Raw genomic sequence first — 17983 nt, 5'->3', positions numbered from 1 at the left:
GGGCAGACGGGGCACACCTGCCCGTAGGGCAGCCACCAGACTATCCCCTGCAAACGAGCCCCCGTAAACGTGAAGCAACCGACGCGGCCGAGGGCTCCGGGCGGCTGTCTTCCATCAGAACTGATAATAGAGAAATACGCTGTGCCGGCCATTGACGAAGAGATACGCTAAGAGGAACCCGAGGGCATAGACCGGAGCCCAGCGATAGCGGATCCCAAATCGTATGTCCCAGGTCTCGGGCACCGTATTGACCGCCACCAGGCACAGCGCCACCAGCACGATCAGCGAGGGAGGCGCGCTCTGGGTCCCCGCGCCGATCCCCAACATCCTGGCCATCCACTGCCCCGCCATGTCCAAGCTGTCCGAGCGGAACAGCACCCAGGAGAAGACGACCAGCACGAAGGTACCCGCTCGCCGCATCGCCGTCGGCACCCGGGTCAGCCACCGGTCGAGCACCCGCTCCACAATCAGCAACATGCCGTGGTATGCGCCCCAGACGACGAAGGTCCAGTTCGCGCCGTGCCACAAGCCGCCGAGCAGCATCGTCACCAGCAGGTTGATCATCATCCGGGTTTCGCCGAACCGGCTACCGCCCAAGGGGATGTAGAGGTAATCGCGCAGCCAGGTCGACAGGCTGATATGCCAGCGGCGCCAGAAATCCCGCGGGCCGAGGGCCCGGTAGGGAGCGTTGAAGTTCTGAGGGATGTGGAGCCCGAACAGGTATCCGAGACCGACCGCCATATCCGAGTACCCGCTGAAGTCGTAGTAGATCTGAAAGGTGTAGCCCAGGGCGGCGAGCCACGCGCCCGCAGTCGACAGCGTCGAGTAGGAGGCGAGGGCAGGATCGAGATACATGGCGATAGAGTCGGCGACGACCGCCTTCTTGATCAGGCCGACCAAAAAGAAGCCGATCCCGCGCGCCATGAAGTCCTCCCGCGGTGGCCCCTCGATGTGCTCCAGGTCCTGCTCGATCTGCCGGAACCGGACGATCGGTCCCGCGACGAGCTGGGAGAACAGGCTGACGTATGTGAGGTATTCGAACAGGTTGCTGGTCGCCCTGATCCGCCCCTCGGCGACGTCGAGGATGTACGACATCGTGTGGAACGTGTAGAAGCTGATCCCGACCGGCAGGATGATGTGCAGCAGGGGCGGGGCGATCCCGGGAATTGCCGCGTGCAGCGACGAGGCAAAGAAGTTGTAGTACTTGAAGAACCCAAGGAGCGTCAGGTCCGCCGAGATCGACAGCGTCATCCACGCCCGCCTGGCCCGCAGGCTCGCCGAGCGCTCGATCAGCAGTGCCGCGTAGAAGCTCAACAAGCTCGAGAAGAGAAGCAGGAAGCAGAAGCGCCAGTCCCAGTACCCGTAGAAAACGTACCCGCTGACAGTCAGCAGGACGTAGCGCGCCTGCCTCCCCTTCAAGAGCCAGAAGAGACCGAAGACAACCGGCAGGAAGGCAAAGAGAAAGATATTCGAATTGAAGACCATTACGGTCGGCCGGCGTCCCGGCTCGGCGCGGCAAGGCCCGCGGCGACCAGCTCCGCGTTCTTCTCGTCGATGTGCCCACCGTCGTACCACGCCGTCAGCGAACCGGCAAAGCGCTCCGGGGCGCTGTAGTCGTAGGCGTCGATGCCCCAGGTGTCTCGGAGACGGGCCAGAAGCACCCTGGTCCGGGACAAGAGCTCCGCATAGGCCGTCCTCTCGCCAAGGTACCGGGCCGTCCTCGGGTGAAGCGCGGTGATCCACACCTTGACGACCACCCGGTCCGCCCTCGCTTCGTGGATGAGCTGCTCGAGGTCCTGCCGTCGCCTCGGCGACAGGTCGTGCATGCCCCGGAACCGGAGCACATAACCCTCGAGACTGTCCGAGATCTGCCGGTCGAGATCGAAGGTGCCGGCGGCGCGCGCCCGCTCGAGCTCCACGTAGCGAAGGTAGCCGTCCGGGTCGAACTCGGTGGCGGCCCCCGAGTGCCTAGACGGCCGCAGACAGCGGGCGACCGAGCGGGCCGCGTCCGCGACGTATGCGGCGGTGAACAGGTCCTTGTACTTTGCGGCGTCGGCGGCCACCCGATCGAGCGCGGCCGCTGCTCCGACGCGACCTCGCAGCCCGGCGAGGAGCTCGACATTCCCCTGAAGACGGTGGTCGGCCTGGTCGTCGTCGTGCAACGCCTCGACGTCGAGACCGAGCACGAGGTAGTGGGGTGTGACACCCTGGCGCCGGACCCACCGGTAGATGGCAAGGAGGTCCTCGGCGCGCGCGCTGTCCACGCTGAAGTTGAAGAACCGAACACCCAGCCTGGATTCGAGCTGCTTGGGGTCGAGCTTCATGGAACGGCTCGATCCCAGAATGAGCCCGCCGACGCCGCCGGAGGACACGTAGTTCTTGAAGAGCCGCATCTTGTCGCGGCGAGAGTCCATCGTCACCTGCGGGCAGATGCCACCGCCAAAATCGTCCCGCGGATCGACCACGCGGCCGAGGGCGACGAAAGCCATGCCGAGGATTCCCAGGGCGACGAGAAATAGCGATACGAATCTCAGGTGCGCGCCACGCTTTTCAGGACGGCGATCTCCTGCTGGACCCGCCGCCCAAGATCGTACCGGGCCACGGCCAGCTCGCGCGCGGCGCGGCCGAGGGATTCGGCCAGGGCGTGGTCCGTCGGCACCCGCTCAGGGCAGGCCGCCAGATCGGCTGGGCGGTTCGGGTCGAAGAGGAGACCGGTCCGCTCCGGAGTCACGAGCGAGCGGTTGCCGGCGCACTCCGAGGCCACGCAGGGCACCCCGTGCTCATGGCCTCGATCAGAACCCTAGGAAGCCCTTCGGTAAAGGACGCGAGGACGAAGGCATCGGCCGCGGCGTACCGCTGCGGGAGCGTGCCCTGATCAACGACTCCTGGGAAATCGATTGCGACGCCAGCATCCCGGGCTTCGGCGGCCAGGCTTTCCCGGAGTGGGCCGTTTCCGATCAAGACGAGACGGAGGGGAAACCGGCCTCGGAGCGAGGCGGCGGCCCGGACGAGCGCCGAGAGGTTCTTCTCCTTCGACAGCGACCGACGTTGAGCACTTGGTGCGGCTTGCGGGCGGCTCGCCCGCCCTCGCGCACCGGCGGCGCGAACCGGCACGTATCCACGCCGTTCGGGATCAGCTCGACCCGCCGGGCGAAGCGCGCCGCCCGAGCACGGAGCGCCTCGGTCGTGGCAATGACGGCGGCAGCGTGCCGCAACCCCACGCGCTCCAGGAGAGACTTGTGGAGAACATGCAGGCGACGCCGATCACCTCGGCGTCCGGATGGATGCGTGCTGTGATCTCGTCGAAGGACAGCCCCTGGATCATGAAGTCGTCGCGGTCGGGATAGGGGCGCACGACGTCGAGGGCCTCCCCAGTGCCGTCGACGACCTGGTAGGGCAGGCCCGCGTCCTTGATCGCGGCCGCGATGTAGGCAAGCCCCAACGGCGGGTTGGGCGTGTGCATCTGCAGGCCCGAGAAGGTTTTGATGCCCGGCGGATTGATCAGGGTGATCATGGCCGTGTGTCTACGGTAGCACGAATTGGGCCAACGCCCGGCCCCCTCAGGGAGGACGTCCACGCCCGGAATCATAGGATCCTGAGCTCGAAAAAGCCCCGGCGGCGGGCCTCGAGTCGAGGTTAGGGCGCCTCCTTCCTCCTGAATAGCAGGTTCAGGTACGGCAGGCAGTGGGACGGCGCCGCCCCGAGACCGCGCAGGAAGGTCGCCATGAGCCCGAAAACTGGCAGTAGCGACCGCCGCGTGCGGGAGCGCGCCGTGTCCCGAAAGAAGCGCCACCCGTAGCCCGCCTCCTCCGTGACGTCCACGAGCCCGGCCCAGCCGGATGACGGCAGGCAGTCGCCGAGTGTCGCGTTCCGCCATCCCGTGCCGTCGGCGGTGAACTCCTCGAAGCCGACTCCACGGTAGCGGTCGGGACGACAGGCGCGCGCGTACGCATGGGCCACGCGCGGCGGCAGCCACTGGACGAGCGGCAGTCCGACCGAGTGCGTCTCGAGCGGGAAGAGGCGGTTCGGCGTGTCGAGGATCGCGATGTGGCCACCCGGCGCCAGCACACGGTAGTACTCGTCCACCTGCGCCCGCTGGTTCCGCGCCGGCAGGTGCTCCACCACCCCGAGAGCCAGCACGAGGTCGAAGCGGCCGTCCGGGTACGGCAGGCGGCGGGTCTCGTCGTTCCCGAACAGGCTGACCTCCCGGACCTTGTGGAGACCCAGCTCCTCGACCTTGGTCCTGCCGATGGCCACGAAGGCCGGGTCGGTGTCGAAGGTCCAGATCCCGCCCACCTCCGGCTGCTCGGCCAGGTACTCGGTCATGTGGCCGAAGGAGCAGCCGATCTCGAGGACGGACAGATTCGCCGCGCCCAGCCTCCGCAGGTAGCCCAGCAGCGGGCCCAGGAAGTGGCGCCCCCGCGTCTCCTTGTAGCCGAAGTACGGCGGCGCGCGCCGGGCGCCCTTACGCTCGATGAGCATGCGGACGACGCGCTCGCTGTACCCCGTCTCGTAGCGGCGGCCCTCGACCGTGAGGACCCGGCGGTCGCCGAGGTCCACCAGCTCGTACCCTCTCTCCGGCCCAGGCCGACCCTGCCGCGTCACGGCGCTCACCGGCTCCGGGCGATCCGGCGCAGGAGCTCGATCTCGCGCGCGACCAGCACGCGCAGGTCGTAGCGCGCGGCGATCTCCGCTCGCGCTCCCCGCCCCAGCGCGTGCGCGAAGTCCTCGCTCACTAAGACGCGGAGGAGGCATGCGGCCAGGGCGCCCGGGACGGCGGGATCGAAGAGGAGGCCGGTCCGGCCATCTTCGATGATCGAGAGATTGCCGCCCACGGCCGAGGCGATGCAGGGTAGGCCGCAGGACATCGCTTCGAGGAGGACCTTCGGGTGTCCCTCCGTGAAGGACGGAAGCACGAAGACATCGGCCTGGGCCATCAGCTCGGCGAGCCGGGCATGCTCGACGAAGGGCAGGAAGGTAACCGACACTTGGAGCTGGCGGGCCCGGGCCTCGAGTCGCGGGCGCTCAGGCCCGTCGCCGATGAAGGTCACCTGGAGCTTTACGCGCGGGGCGAGCTCGGCCGCGGCCTCGAGAATCGCGCCGAGGTTCTTCTCCTCGGAGAGCCGGCCGGCGTACAGCACCGTCTTGGGTTCCCCAACCGCTCGCGGCACCGGCCGGAAGAGCATGGTGTCCACGCCGTTGGGGATCAGGTGGATCCGCTCCGAGCCGACGCGCTCACCGACGTGTCGACCGAGCTCAGGCGTGGTGACGATTACGGCATCGGCCGCGGCCAACCCGGCCCGCTCGACCCTGGTGCGCAGCAGGGCGCGCAGCGTCCCGGTCAGCCCCGAGCGAGCCAGCCGCGAATACCAGAACCCGTACGTCGTCACGAACGGCACGCCGAAGAGCCGCTTGGCGATGAGCGCGGGGATGACTCCAGTGATCTGAAAGACGCGGAGCACCGAACAGCCCCGCATCTCCCGCCGGTACCTCCACGGCATGAGGATGGCGTAGAGCCACGGGTGGAGCATCCCGCCGCGCATGACCCTGACCCTCGCGAGGAGATCCGGGTCAGCCACGTAGGCGTCGAGGCTCTCGTCGAGGTAGCTGAAGTACCGGACCTCTTCGAATGCCGAGGCGTACGCTCGGAGATAGCCGTCGATGAGCCGCGAATCCTGCCCCGTCTTCGCGAGCTCGCCCAACCCTCCGCGAATCGACGGCAGGAGCCCGAGGACAAGTCCGGGATGCGTCATCGCACCCGCTCCGCGTATGGGGCGAGCGCATCGAGCAGGCGCGCGTCGCGGGTAAAGGCATAGACCGTCTGTCGCGTGGGATAGCGATGGGACAGCCGGAACAGCTGGTCGAGCGGCGGCCGAAAAGCCCAGATGCTGTACTGGAAGTCCGCAAGCCGAGCTGCGCAAGCGGCAAAGACCGCGCCGCTGTCGCCCGCACCCGGCTCCGGCTCGATGAAGGCCATGTTCCGCGCCCAGTCCTTCATGCGGGCAACCGCATCGGGAAGCTCGTGTTCGAGCAGCGCGCGCCGCTCGTCTGCGCTGAGCGCGAGGTAGCGCGGCACTGAGGCTCCTTGCGCCCGCCACGGCAGCATCGTCTCGAAGGTTGCCTCGGAGAAGAGTACGTCCACCGTCGCGCCCGGGCCCCAGAGCGGGCGCACGTCCGCCTCGGTCAGCGCGAGGAAATCGCGTCGCACCAGCCGGCGCATCGTCGCGTCGTCGAGGGCGCCCTGGGAGATGTCCGCCCAGCGTGTGTCTTCGGCGGGAAGGTCCACGCCCCCGCACGCGATGCCGAGCTTCTGGAGATAGAAAAGATATCGGCCGTTGGCGAAGCCGATGTGGAAGGCCGACCGAACGCCGCCCTCCACGAACCACTTCGCCACGAGGTACGAGGCCTGGTGCCCGCGCTCGAGCACCGGCTTGCTCGGCTTCTCGATATCGAACGCCCGCGCGGCGGCGCGGAGGCTTTGGTACTCCCGAGTCCTAAAGAGCGGCAGCCGCACGGCCAGATCGGGCCAGGGCTCGATGCCGAGCAGCGCGCGAACCCGCGCCTTGAACCGCTTCCCGACCTGCGCCTTGAGGGCGGGGGGAACCGCGCGGCGCAGGAGCTCGCCGAAGGCGCGTCGAGGGGGGCTCACGAGGCGGCGCGCAGGGCGGCGTAGAGCTCGAGGTGCTGGTCGACGCTGCTCCCCCGGCCCGTCAGCTCGTCGAGGTGCCGCCGCGACGCGGCGCCCAGGCTGGCCCGCAGGCCCGCGTCGCCGAGGAGGCGCCTGAGCGCCAGCGCCAGCCCGTGCGGATCCGCGCGCTCGACGAGCAGTCCGGTCTTCTCGTGAAGGATCAGCTCGGGCGTGCCGCCGACGCGAGTGGCGACGATCGCGCGCCCCGCCGCCATGGCTTCGATGATGACGCGGCTCAACGCGTCCGGAACGACGGACGGCACGACGACCACGTCCGCCAGCGGGTAGAGCGCGAGCACGTCCGCGTTCGGCATGGCGCCCAGCCGGCGCAGGTGAGGCCCGGCGTCCTCGACCTCGCCTTCGCCGGCGAAGGCGAAGCGCGTGTCCGGAAATTCTCCGACGACCTCCCGCGACGCTGCGGCGAGATCGGCCGAGCCCTTGCCGGGCGAGAGCTTGCCGACATAGAGCACCAGCGGTCCGCCGCTGAGACCCAGGCGGCCGCGGAGCGCCTCAACGGCCGACGGATCGGGCGCAGGAGACGGCGGCGGGATGGTGTAGACGGGTTGCACGCGCCGCACGCCCTCCAAGAGCCCGGAGCGGCGATAGATCTCGAGGATGCCCCCGCTGACGCCGACGACCGCGTCCACCCGCCGAAGGAATTGCTGCTTGAGCCGACAGTCCAGCCAGAAGTAGAGAAAGGCAAGCTTGGTGCGCAGCCTGCTCCGCCTGCCCTTGGTGTAAAGGGAAAAATACTCCTCCGAGCATTCTCGCCAGAGCTTCCTCACGCCGCAATCGGTCGGCATCCGATCGCCGTGGTGCAGGCACATGGGTGCGGCGTCGATGATGCTGCCGTCGCGGATCGTGAGCGCGACGGGGAGGCCCAACGAGCGCGCCGCCAGCGTGCCCGGGATCAGCATGTGCTTGTTCTGGACGTGGATCAGATCGACCCGCTCCCGCCGGGCCGCCCGGCGCACGGCCCAGGCCGCGTACAGGTAGAAGAGCGGATTGGCGAGCCACTTGGCCGACAGCGGCGTGCGGCCCGGGGGCAGTCGGCGCGGAAAGGGAAAGCGCACGATACGGACGCCCGCCTGCTCCTCGAGCGCGGCGGCGCCGTAGTTGGGCGTGACCACGACGACCTCGTGGCCGCGTCCGACCAGCGCCCGCGCCAACGCCTGCATGCTCCACTCGGCGCCGCCCGGCGCGAAGGGCGGGAAATACTCGTTGACGAGGCAGACCCTCATACAGGCTTCCGGGCCAGAGCGCGGAAGCCCGTGCTCTCGCCGGGCTCCGCGAGGGCGCGGCGGCGCTTCCACCGGGCCAGGCGCGCATAGATGCCGAGCGAGAGGCCGCCGACCGCGTCAATGAGGCCGGCCCAGGGGGTGTCGTACACGACGGGCTCGAGCGGACCCTCCACCACGAAACCCGCCGCCTCGACCTCGGCCAGAAACTCTCCGCGCGTGTACTCGACCTTGTGGTCTTCATCCTGGAAGGCGAAGAGCCCGGCCCTGCGCAGACGCTCGCGCCAGCGGCTCTCGCGGTTGGGACCCGAGACGAGGAGGCGCCCGCCCGGCTTGAGCACCCGCCGGATCTCGCGCAGCACGGGCTGGCGCTCGTCGAGGTGCTCGATCACGTCGAGGAAGAGCGCCGCGTCGAAGGTCGCGTCGGGAAACGGGAAGGGCCGGGCGAGATCCCAGGCGAAGAAATGGACATTGTCGAGTCCACGGTTCCGCGCGGTCTCGGCGCCCACGCGCAGCTGCGCGACGTCGTAGTCCATGCCGACGACGCGCTTGACGCGCGCCGCGGCCTTCAGCGTGTGGGCGCCGTTGGCACAGCCCACGTCGAAAACGATGTCGCCGGGCCCGAGATGCGCCACGTACCAGTCGTGGCCCGGCGTCTCGACCAGGTGCTTGGGGTGGATGAAGTGCGGGCTCTTGCCCGTGTACTTCACGAGACGCACGCCCACGGCCTTGCCTCGGCGGTTCAGGAGGTCGAGGCCGGCGACCAGCGGCCACGGCCAGCTTGTCACCGCCGCGCGCCCTCGAGGCGCGCGCCCACCTCGCGTACCGTCACGAATGGCTCGCCGTTCCGCTCGTCCAAGAGACGCTTCAAAAACTTGACGCCGCGAAGCACGAGGTCGCGGTCGTGTATCGAGACCACGTCCCGGTCGCCGACAAAGGTGATCCCCTCCACCGCGCCCCATCGCGCCGGCTCGAGGCATGAGACGTAGCGCAGCCCCGCGGCCGCCGCGGCGGCGAGCGTCGCCCGAGAGAACACGTTGCCGGGCGGGACGAAGGTGAGCACCGGTGATCTCAAGAAGTCCTGGAGGATGCCTTGGGCGCGGGTGACGTGCTCTCGGTGGAGGTCTGCCGGCAGCCAGTCGTGGAACTCGCGATGCTCCGGCCGGTTGCCCGAGAAGAGCCGCGGCCTGAATCTCCCGTTCTCGAGCACGCAGTGCGTATAGCCGTGATTGGCGACTTCGAGCAGCCCGCGATCCACCCCGCGCCGGATCACGGCCGCGGCGTCCGGGAACTTCCGCGGGAAGGGCACGATCCGGCCGTCGGTCTCGACCCACCCGGCGGTGACGCCGACGGTCATCCGCGCCCCGCGGGCCTCGAGCTCGGCCAGGACGCCCTCCCACTCTGCGGCCGTGAGCTCGCGGTAGGGGCCCCACCGCTTCACCGGCGGGAGGTACTTGAGGAAGAGGAAGTTGCCGGGGAACGGCAGTGCCAGCGGACCGAGCTTGATGCGCGTCACCCCGTACACCTCATGCTGCTTCGAGGCCGCCCCGACGTCGTCGAGCCTCAGCGCCTGAGCGAATGCCGGGCTCATCGCTCCTCCCGGCGCGTGCCGTAGAGAAAAAGCGTCTGGCCGAAGCGGCAGAGGAGCCACTGGGGCACGCGGCGGCCCAGCAGCCGGTGGAGCCGCACGTGGCGCGCGTGGCCGAGGCCGAGCGCCTTCCTGCCCAGCAGAAAAGCCCCGCGGACCTCCCACGCGAACTCGCGCGGCAGAAGCGGCAGGATCTCCTCGCGGTCGTACGTCCAGTGCGGGACGTCCGAGGACGGCATCAGCCCGAGCCGTCGCAGCAAGGTATTGAGCTGGCGCCGGGTCGTGATGCTCAGATAGAGCCTCCGCCACGCGACCCTCGCGAGCTCGGCCAGTGCGTGCCGCGGCTCCTCGAAGTGCATGAAGGATTCGTGGCAGAGCACGGCGTCGAAGTGGCGGTCCGGGAACGGTAGCGCATAGACCGAGCCCACGTGCGTCCGGACGCCCAGGCACTCGCGGCGGACCTGCTCGATCATCCCGGCATTGATGTCGAGCCCGTGGATCTCGGCCTCGGGCAGCGCGGCGCGCACGGCCTTGAGGAGCCGCCCGCGGCCGCAGGGCACGTCGAGGACGCGGCGGTAACCTGGGTGGAGCGCGGCGAGCGCGTAGGGGATGTCCGCGGTCATGTCCGGCACCTGCGACCAGGCCCGCCAGTACTCGCTGTTGCGGAAAAAGCGCTCAGCGGCGGTTGTCATGCCCGACGCACGTCGCGCTTCCAGTCGCCCACGACCTCTACGTAGATGTCGAGCACGCGCCGCGCCGCGCGCGGCCACCGGAAGTGCCGGTCCACCCGCTCGCGGTTGAAGGCGCCGAGGCGGCGCCGGAGCTCCGGCTGGTCAAGCAGACGGAGCGTCGCCTCGACGAAGGCCGCGCGGTCGCCGCCCCGACACACGAAGCCGCCCTGCCCGTGAGCGACCAGCTCGGGGAGCGCACCCTCATCGGAGGCGATCACGGGCAACCCGCAGGACATCGCCTCCCCCACGGCGAGGCCGAAACCTTCGAGCGCCGAGGGGAAAAGGAAGATGTCGGCCAGATTGTAGTGGGCCACCTTGTCCGCCTCCGGCAGCCGGCCCGTGAAGACGACGCGTAGGCCCAGCCCCATGGCCTCAGCCTGGCGCCTCACCGCGCCACCGAGCGGGCCGTCCCCCGCGATCACGAGGGTCGCCTCGGGACGGGCGGCCGCGACGTCGCGCCAGACGTGGAGCAGGAAGGGCAGGTTCTTCCTCGGCTTGAGCCCGCCGAGGAAGAGGGCTACTGGCCCGTCGCCGAGCCCGTAGCGGGCCTTGAGCGCGGCGCCCCCCGGCGCGGGGACGAACTTCTCGTCTACACCGTTCGGCACCACCTCGATGCGCTCGGCGGGGATGCCGAGGGCGCTCGCCAGCTGACGCTTGGAGAACTCGCTCACCGTGACAATCCGCTCGGAGGCCTGGAGCACGCGACGCTCGATCAACGGGTTGAGCGGACTCGGGTCGAGGTGGTGGTGGTGCGACACGATGGGCACGTCCAGGCGGTAGAGCCACCTCGCGAGGAGCGCCGCGGGCCCGACGTAGCGCAGCGAGTGGACGCGCAGAAGATCGAACAGCGTCTTCCGGTACACCCGCGCGATCGCCGGCGGGAAGGCCAGGGCCGCCACGGGCCAGCGCAGGCCCCGTGCGATCGGCAGGCGGTGGACGACGAGGTTCGCCACCCCCGCCGGCACGCGCTTGTGCCGCGCGAGGATCAGCTCGTTCACCACGCCGAGACCTGCGAGGTGGATCAAGAGCTCCCGCTCGTAAGTCTCGCCGCCCGAGGTCGTCTCGGGGTCGAGGCCGCAGTGAGGGCTGCACACCCTCATGGCCGTGCCGCCGCACCCTTCCGAGCGACGAGCTGGATGGCGGGCTGGACCCTGAACATGCGGTAGTAGAGGCGCGCCAGCCGCGCGCTCCACCCCGCGACGGGCCCGTCCGTCTTGACCAGCCCGAAGGGCGCGACCGTGGCGCCCGCGCGCCGGAAGAGCCTTGCACAGCGGCGGGCCGAGAGATAGTTCAGCGTGTCCACGAAGCCCGGGGGCCGACGCCGCAGGCGCAGGTACAAGCGCGCCAGCGGCTTGGGGCAGCGCGGGGGCCAGAAGATCTTGTAGTGGTTCTCGTAGAGCGCCCAGGCGTTCGGAGCGTAGAGCAGCACGGCGCCTCCGGGGCGGAGCACACGAACCATCTCGCCGACCGCGGCCTCAACGCCCTCCACGTGCTCGAGAGTCGAGAGGCAGTAGACGAGATCGAAGGAGTCGTCCGGGAACGGCAGCGCCTCGGCGGCCGCAAGGGCGTACCGGCCGCCCGCGCCGAGCGCTCGCCGGAGCTCGCAGATGCGGATGGCATCGTCGCTCGCATCGATCCCCCACGTGCTGGCGCCCGCCCGCTGGGCCGCCACGTTGAAGCCGCCAGTGCCGCATCCCACGTTCAGCACGCGCAGGCCGTGGAGCGGCCGGCCCAAGGCCTCGGCCACGATCTGGATGCGGGTCGTCTCCACGTCTTCCTCGGTGAGCCGGCCCAAGACCTTCGTCTGCCAGTCAGGCAGGCCGAGCGTGTCCCGGTAGTAGCGCGTGTAGTACGCCGCGAGGAGGGTCCTCAGACGGGCGCCGGCGGCGTGAGCGGTCGAGGCGCTCATCGGCCCTCCGGGGCCAATCCTTCGACCAGATCGAGCAGGCGTCCCGAGCTCCTGCCGTCGTCGAAGCCGAGGAAGCGATCGATGTAGTCGCTGCGGGCCCTCCGGTCCAAGGGGAAGTCGGCGAGGCTCCAGCGGCCGAAGCCGCCGTAGGCCTCCCTCAGCGGCACACCATAGGCGACGCCCGGCCAGTTGTAAATCCAGCCGGGCTTGAGGTTGTGGACAAACTCCGAGGCAAAGGCAGGCTGGCCCATGGCGGCGTCAGTCGGCGCAAGGCAGAGGCTCGGCACGCCACAGTAGCCGGCCTCGAGCACCGTCGTGCTGTACGCGTGGATGCAGAGCGAGGCAACGCTGAGGAGATCGAGGATGGTCGCGGGGTAATGGGAGAGGTCATAGAACGCGCGATCCGCGCGCCTCAAGGCGTAGCGCGGAATCGGATCCTTGAGCCGCGACTTCATCACGAGCGCCGCTCCGGCCCTGTCGCAGAAGCGGCGCACGGCCTCGACTAGACGCCGGTCGTTCAAGCCCTCCCGCACGTCCGGCCAGTACTCCATGCGCCGCGCCACCAGGGTGCGCGCGGCCTGGCCGAGCCGGGTGGACGGCGTGAACACTCCGCGCAGCCAGAACGTCGGCGGGTTCGACCGGAGCGGAAAGGACAGGTACAGCACGATGGGACGATCGCGGGGCAGCCCGAGCCGCCGGCGGACCTCGTCCGGGTCAATGCGGCGCGCCGCATCCAGTTCGGGCATGCCGACCGGCCGCATCTTGCGGCGAATCTCTTGGGCAGCCCCAGTTTCCCAGTACCGTTCCTCGAGCCGCTCTGTCCAGTACGCGCTGTAGGCGCCCACCGCATCGGCGTCTAAAAAACCCTGGGGCGTCGGCTCGAACAGGATATCGGCCGAGTACTGGAGCCATAGCCACCGTGCCGTGCTGCCGGTCCGGGTGGCGGGATCCGGCGGATCGAGCGTGACGGCGACGTCCGGCGAGTCTGCGCGAAATTGCGCAGCGAGGTCTTCGAACCCGAGGAACGTGCGCACCTCGGGCGCGCCCCCAGCCATGGCGGGCGCCGTGTCCGGGAACTCCGAGCCCTTGGCGCCGCCCCGAGGCTGGCTCCAGTCGTGCCAGCACTCGACGCGCCAGCCGCGCCGGAGCCCCTCCTCGACCGCCGGTCCGAGCAGGCGGTAGTAGTTCTTCCTGCGGATGATGAAGGCGATCCGCATCACGAGCGCTTGAAGACCTCCTCGTAGGGCCGCCCCTCGAGCCTCTCGACCACGCGACCATCGGCCAGCGCCTCGCCCACGATCCGGAGCGCAGCCTCACAGGCCTCGAGACTCTGGGCCACGTCGGCGTCGGAATGCGAAAAGGAGATGTTGAAGCCCGCGAAGTGGAAGATGACGCCTCGCCGCCCCGTCTCCTGGAGGAATAGGCTCATGAGCAGCCGGTTGGTCTCCTCACGCGCGTGGCGGAAGACGATCTTGGGATGGACCGGGAAGCCGACGCAGTCGACGGGCAGCCCCGTCCTCGTGGCGGCCCGCTTGAAGCCGTCCTGGAAGCGTCGCCCGGCGGCCCACAGGTGCGCGATGACTGGCTTCTGCCGGTACTCGTCTATCGTCGCAGCCGCCGCTGCGAGCGCCAGCGTGTCGCCGCCGAAGGTGCTCGACACGAACACGTCCTCGAACTCACGCATGAGCTCGGCGCGCCCCACAACCGCCGAGAGCGGGAGGCCATTGGCCATGCCCTTTCCAAAAGTCGCCAGGTCCGGGGCAACGCCGAAGTATTCCTGCGCTCCGCCGACAGCCCAGCGGAAGCCGCTCACGATCTCGTCGAAGATCAGAAGCGCGCCGTGGTCGTGCGCGGCCTTCCTGGCGCCCTCGAGGAAGCCCGGCCCTGGAGCATCGAGCAGCACGGCTTCCATGATCACCGCAGCGACCTTGCCGTAGTGCTCATCCAGCGCCCGATCGAGCGAAGGCAGGTCATTGTAGTTGAACGGCACGATGAAGCGCGCGAAGTCCTTCGGAATTCCCTTGGATCGCGGGGTGGTAATCGCGTACCAGTCGTGCCAGCCTGAGTAACCGCAGTACACGATGACGTCGCGCCCGGTGGTCGCTCGCGCCACACGTATTGCCGCCGAATTCGCCTCGGAGCCTGTCTTGAGGAAGCGCACCTGCTCGGCGCAGGGGATCACCTCGATGAGCCGCTCGGCCACCTCGACCTCGAGCGGATGGGGCAGCGAGAAGATGCTCCCTTCGCCGAGCTGGCGGGCGACGGCTTCCGTCACGGCCGGATAGGCATAGCCCAGGGTGATCGAGGCCAGACCCAGGATGTAGTCGATGTACTCGCCGCCGTCCACGTCCCAGACGCGGCAGCCCTCCCCCCGCTGGAGGAATACCGGGTAGGCGCCCTCGACGAACATATTGGCGCCCTTCGAGAGCGTCTGCGAGGCGCCCGGGATGGAGCGGCGCGCGCGGGCCAGCATGGCCATCGAGCGGTCGAAGCTGCGGCGCGACGCGGTCATGGCGCGGTGGTCCTCGGCGTTGTGGTGACGGTCTGATGGTCGGCCGCGAGTGACTGCTCGAACCCCTCATTGCGGCGAAGGCCCGCATCGAGGGCGCGGAGCGCCGGACGCTCGGCGAGAAGCCGCAGCACCTCGGCCATGCCCGCGCGGGCTGCGGCGGGCCCGAGCGTCTGGAACACCGCCCGAACGAACGTGAGGTCGGCCCCGGTGTCCACGGTCCAGCGGTGCGCCGAGAGATCTTCACCGTGAGTGACATTGGCCAAGCGGAAGCGCTCCGGCCGGCGCCAGAGGTAGGCCGTCACGTGCTCGCGGTCGGAGGGCAACTGCGTCTCGCGCGCCGCCGTCTCCAACGCCTCGACCGAGACGACCTCGGTGTCGAGGCCGTCGGGATAGGTCGGCGGGTGCACGTTGCTCACGTAGTCCACGCCCGGGCGGCGACCCAGGTATTCGACCAGCACACGCCCGGAAACCTCGGGATCGAGCAGCGGGCAGTCCGCCGTGACTCGGACGACCGCCTCGGCCTTCGTCTCGCGGGCCGCCAGGCAGAACCGGTCGAGGACATCCGCCTCGCTGCCGCGGATACAGTGAAGGCCGGCCTGCCGCGCGAAGTGCTCCAGCGCCTCGTCTGCCGGGCTCACCGTCGTCGCGATCACCATCCCAGCGATGCCGGGAATCGCCGCCGCCCGCTCGGCCACGTGGGCCAGCATGGGACGCCCTGCGACGTCGGCCAGCGCCTTGCCGGGCAGGCGCGTTGAGCCGAGCCGCGCCTGGATCACCACAACGGCCCGCTCTGCCATCAGAGGCTCACCCAGCGCCGCTCGGCGTCCGAACGCTTCGCAGCTTCGACCATGCGCAGGGACCGGAGCGCCTCCCAGCCGTCCGCGAGCGGCTCCTCGCGCCCTTCGAGGCAGGCGATGAAGTGTCGCATTTCCGCGACGTACATGGATTCGTTCGGCGCGTCGCCCGATGCGTCGTGCGCCTCGACGCGATCGGGCTCCGGACCAAGCACGGTCACGGCTCGCGATGCGTAGTCCCAAGTGATGACGCCGTCGGCGCCGATGACCTCCAGGTCTCGCCGATAGGCGCGGCGCAGATAGTCGAGGTGGACCTGGGCGAGCACGCCCGAGGAGAAGCGCACAGTCACTTCGGCGAGGTCTTCCGTGTCGCCCGCGAGGGCGCTCACGTGGCCGGCGGCACAACAGAGCTCCGCCGCCTCCCCGAAGAACCAGCCCAGATAGTCGAGCTCGTGGATCGCGTCGAGCAGCACGCCACCCCCCTGCTCGGCGCTCACCGCGTAGTTATCTTTGTAGTCACGCCCGGCGCGCCAGGCCGGCAGGAAGAAGCCGAAGCGGGCGCTTGCCGAGTGGACGCGTCCGATACGCCCGGCATCGAGCAGCGCCTTCACGCGGCGGAGACTCGGCAGGAAGCGCAAGTTGAAGCCCACCGCGAAGAGCCTGTCGGCACGCTTGGCCGTGTCGAGGAGGGCCGGCACCTCGTCCGAGAGGTGTGCCACGGGCTTCTCCACGAAGACGTGGCAGCCGGCTTCGACCGCCTGCCTTGCCACGGTCATGTGGGTCGCCGGCGGGGTGCACACCAGCACGGCCTCGGGCCGCGCCGCCAGGCCCTGCTCGAGCCCCGCTACCGCGATGAGCCCAGGCACGGTCCGCAGCGCCAGGTCGAGCTGCTCGGGGAGCGCGTCCCAACCCGAGACCTCGTGGCCCAATGCCAGGAGGTTGCGGGCGTGCCGCGTGCCGATCGAGCCCGTGCCGACCACGAGAAAGCGCATCAGGCTCGCTCTTCGCGGGCGCGGACAAGGGTGACGGCGGCGCCATCGACGACACGCGTGAAACCCGCCCGCTCGAAGGCGGCCAGCGAGGCCGCGTTGTCGGCCTTGACCCGCGCCACGAGCCGCCCGAGCTCGAGCTCGCCAAACGCCGTCTCTACCAGGCGCTCGAGCGCAGCGGGGCCGACCCCGCGTCCCCGGTACTCGGGCGCGAGATGGATGCTCACCTCGGCCTCGCCTCCGGCGAAGTCCAGGCGCGCTGAACCGCACTCTCGCCCCTGGGCCAGGATCACGTAGAGCCTCCGGTCCACCCGCCCGAGGCTCGCGCGGAACCAGGCCTCGTGCGTCTCGAGCGGGATCGGCGCCGCGTCGAACGAGGCCTGCCTCGTCTCCGGGTCGTTCCGCCATTCCCAGGTCCGCGCGCAGTCCTCGAGCTGCGCCGGCCTCAGCGCTACGTCTCCCACGCGCGTGGCGTCGAGACGGCTCACAGCATCTCCCACGTCAGCACGGTGTCTTCCTCGATGTCCACCTGCGCCACGCGCCCGACCACGAGGTCGAGCAGCTTGGGCCGGATACCGAAGCCTGGGCGCTTGATGGTGATCATGTCCCGCTCGATGCGCGTGCCCATGGGGATGGCCCGCGCGGCGATGAGACTCCTCCGGGCCTTCTGATGCATCTCCTGCTCCTCGGGTGCGGGGCCGGCCTTCCGGCCGTCGCCGAGCGCGGCCTCGATGTCGCGGATCTGCCGGACCATAGCCTTGAGCTCGGCGGGCTCGATCGCGAAGGGGTGATCCGGGCCAGGCAGCGCCCGGCTCAGCGTGAAGTGCTTCTCGACCACGCAGGCGCCGAGCGCCACAGCGGCGCCTGCCACGTGGATGCCCAGGGTGTGGTCCGAGAGCCCCACCGGCACGCCGAAGGCGCGCCGCATCGTCTCCATCGCGTGCAAGTTGATGCGGGCCGGCGGCGCGGGGTAGAGCGAGGCGCACTGGAGCAGGACGATGTCCCGGTTGCCGGCGCTCCGGCACGTCTCGACCGCGTCCTGGATGTCCTCGTAGGTCGCGAGCCCCGTAGAGAGGATCATGGGCCGCCCCTTCCCGGCGGCATATCCGATCAACGGAAGGTCCACGATCTCGAAAGAGGCGATCTTGAAGGCCGGCACGCCGAGGGCATCGAGCTCGTCCACCGCGCGGTAGTCGAAGGGCGCCGAGAAGAACATGATGCCGCGCTTGTACGCCCAGGCCTGGAGCTCGGCCTGCCACTCGCGCGGCAGCTCGATTTCCTTGATAAGCTGCCAGGTGTCCTTCGACGTCAGCTTCTCGAGGTAGGAGAATTTCGGCGTCTTCTTCGAGTAGAGCGTCTCGGCCGAGTAGGTCTGGAACTTGACGGCGTCGGCGCCGGCCTCGGCCGCCACGTCGATCAGCTCCTTGCCCATGGCGAGGTCGCGATTGTGGTTGGCGCCGGCCTCGGCCACGACGAAGCAGGGCTCGCCGTCTCCGACCCACCGCTCACCGATCTTGACCTTGAGGATGCCCAT

Annotated in this window: 18 protein-coding genes and 1 pseudogene; all 19 read right to left on the bottom strand. The window is 69.4% G+C overall.

Going from position 1 to position 17983, the window contains the following annotated elements; genetic code table 11:
- Positions 1-114 precede the first annotated feature (114 nt).
- The 19 genes and pseudogenes from VGV06_06005 to pseI all read right to left on the bottom strand — a co-directional run bounded on the left by VGV06_06005 (position 115) and on the right by pseI (position 17983).
- A complete protein-coding gene (locus VGV06_06005; GenBank protein HEV2054713.1) occupies positions 115-1485 on the bottom strand; it encodes an MBOAT family protein in 1371 nt (456 codons plus the stop codon).
- Positions 1485-2489, bottom strand: a complete 1005-nt coding sequence (locus VGV06_06000; GenBank protein HEV2054712.1) for a hypothetical protein — start codon at positions 2487-2489, stop codon at positions 1485-1487. Before VGV06_06000 ends, VGV06_06005 begins: the two co-directional genes overlap by 1 nt.
- A 41-nt stretch (positions 2490-2530) precedes the next feature.
- Positions 2531-3114 (bottom strand): annotated as a pseudogene (locus VGV06_05995) (glycosyltransferase family 4 protein).
- Between the two features lie 19 nt (positions 3115-3133).
- Positions 3134-3514, bottom strand: coding sequence for a hypothetical protein (locus VGV06_05990; protein ID HEV2054711.1), 381 nt, complete (start codon positions 3512-3514; stop codon positions 3134-3136).
- A 122-nt stretch (positions 3515-3636) separates the two neighbouring features.
- Entirely contained in the window at positions 3637-4560 is a 924-nt protein-coding gene (locus VGV06_05985; GenBank protein ID HEV2054710.1) for a class I SAM-dependent methyltransferase, read from the bottom strand.
- Positions 4561-4610: 50 nt separating this feature from the next.
- Complete coding sequence (locus VGV06_05980; protein ID HEV2054709.1) at positions 4611-5753, bottom strand: glycosyltransferase family 4 protein; 1143 nt, start codon at positions 5751-5753, stop codon at positions 4611-4613.
- A complete protein-coding gene (locus VGV06_05975; GenBank protein ID HEV2054708.1) occupies positions 5750-6649 on the bottom strand; it encodes a hypothetical protein in 900 nt (299 codons plus the stop codon). The genes VGV06_05980 and VGV06_05975 overlap by 4 nt, the downstream gene beginning before the upstream one ends.
- On the bottom strand, positions 6646-7929 hold the full coding sequence (locus VGV06_05970) for a glycosyltransferase family 4 protein (GenBank protein HEV2054707.1): 1284 nt from the start codon (positions 7927-7929) through the stop codon (positions 6646-6648). The genes VGV06_05975 and VGV06_05970 overlap by 4 nt, the downstream gene beginning before the upstream one ends.
- On the bottom strand, positions 7926-8714 hold the full coding sequence (locus VGV06_05965; GenBank protein ID HEV2054706.1) for a class I SAM-dependent methyltransferase: 789 nt from the start codon (positions 8712-8714) through the stop codon (positions 7926-7928). The genes VGV06_05970 and VGV06_05965 overlap by 4 nt, the downstream gene beginning before the upstream one ends.
- On the bottom strand, positions 8711-9517 hold the full coding sequence (locus VGV06_05960; protein ID HEV2054705.1) for a polysaccharide deacetylase family protein: 807 nt from the start codon (positions 9515-9517) through the stop codon (positions 8711-8713). Before VGV06_05960 ends, VGV06_05965 begins: the two co-directional genes overlap by 4 nt.
- Complete coding sequence (locus tag VGV06_05955; GenBank protein ID HEV2054704.1) at positions 9514-10206, bottom strand: class I SAM-dependent methyltransferase; 693 nt, start codon at positions 10204-10206, stop codon at positions 9514-9516. Before VGV06_05955 ends, VGV06_05960 begins: the two co-directional genes overlap by 4 nt.
- A complete protein-coding gene (locus tag VGV06_05950) occupies positions 10203-11345 on the bottom strand; it encodes a glycosyltransferase family 4 protein (protein HEV2054703.1) in 1143 nt (380 codons plus the stop codon). Before VGV06_05950 ends, VGV06_05955 begins: the two co-directional genes overlap by 4 nt.
- A complete protein-coding gene (locus VGV06_05945; protein ID HEV2054702.1) occupies positions 11342-12154 on the bottom strand; it encodes a class I SAM-dependent methyltransferase in 813 nt (270 codons plus the stop codon). Before VGV06_05945 ends, VGV06_05950 begins: the two co-directional genes overlap by 4 nt.
- On the bottom strand, positions 12151-13374 hold the full coding sequence (locus VGV06_05940) for a hypothetical protein (GenBank protein HEV2054701.1): 1224 nt from the start codon (positions 13372-13374) through the stop codon (positions 12151-12153). Before VGV06_05940 ends, VGV06_05945 begins: the two co-directional genes overlap by 4 nt.
- Complete coding sequence (locus VGV06_05935) at positions 13371-14666, bottom strand: aminotransferase class III-fold pyridoxal phosphate-dependent enzyme (GenBank protein ID HEV2054700.1); 1296 nt, start codon at positions 14664-14666, stop codon at positions 13371-13373. Before VGV06_05935 ends, VGV06_05940 begins: the two co-directional genes overlap by 4 nt.
- Complete coding sequence (locus VGV06_05930) at positions 14663-15463, bottom strand: glycosyltransferase family protein (protein HEV2054699.1); 801 nt, start codon at positions 15461-15463, stop codon at positions 14663-14665. Before VGV06_05930 ends, VGV06_05935 begins: the two co-directional genes overlap by 4 nt.
- Positions 15463-16452, bottom strand: a complete 990-nt coding sequence (locus tag VGV06_05925; protein HEV2054698.1) for a Gfo/Idh/MocA family oxidoreductase — start codon at positions 16450-16452, stop codon at positions 15463-15465. Before VGV06_05925 ends, VGV06_05930 begins: the two co-directional genes overlap by 1 nt.
- A complete protein-coding gene (locus VGV06_05920) occupies positions 16452-16937 on the bottom strand; it encodes a GNAT family N-acetyltransferase (GenBank protein HEV2054697.1) in 486 nt (161 codons plus the stop codon). The genes VGV06_05925 and VGV06_05920 overlap by 1 nt, the downstream gene beginning before the upstream one ends.
- Positions 16934-17983 (bottom strand): pseudaminic acid synthase, encoded by a 1050-nt coding sequence (pseI, locus tag VGV06_05915; protein HEV2054696.1) that lies wholly within the window; start codon positions 17981-17983, stop codon positions 16934-16936. The genes VGV06_05920 and pseI overlap by 4 nt, the downstream gene beginning before the upstream one ends.

The organism is Candidatus Methylomirabilota bacterium, from assembly GCA_035936835.1.
Lineage (GTDB): Bacteria > Methylomirabilota > Methylomirabilia > Rokubacteriales > CSP1-6 > AR37.
The sequence above is the reverse complement of the archived record's forward strand: the minus strand, read 5'-3'. Positions and strand labels throughout refer to the sequence as shown.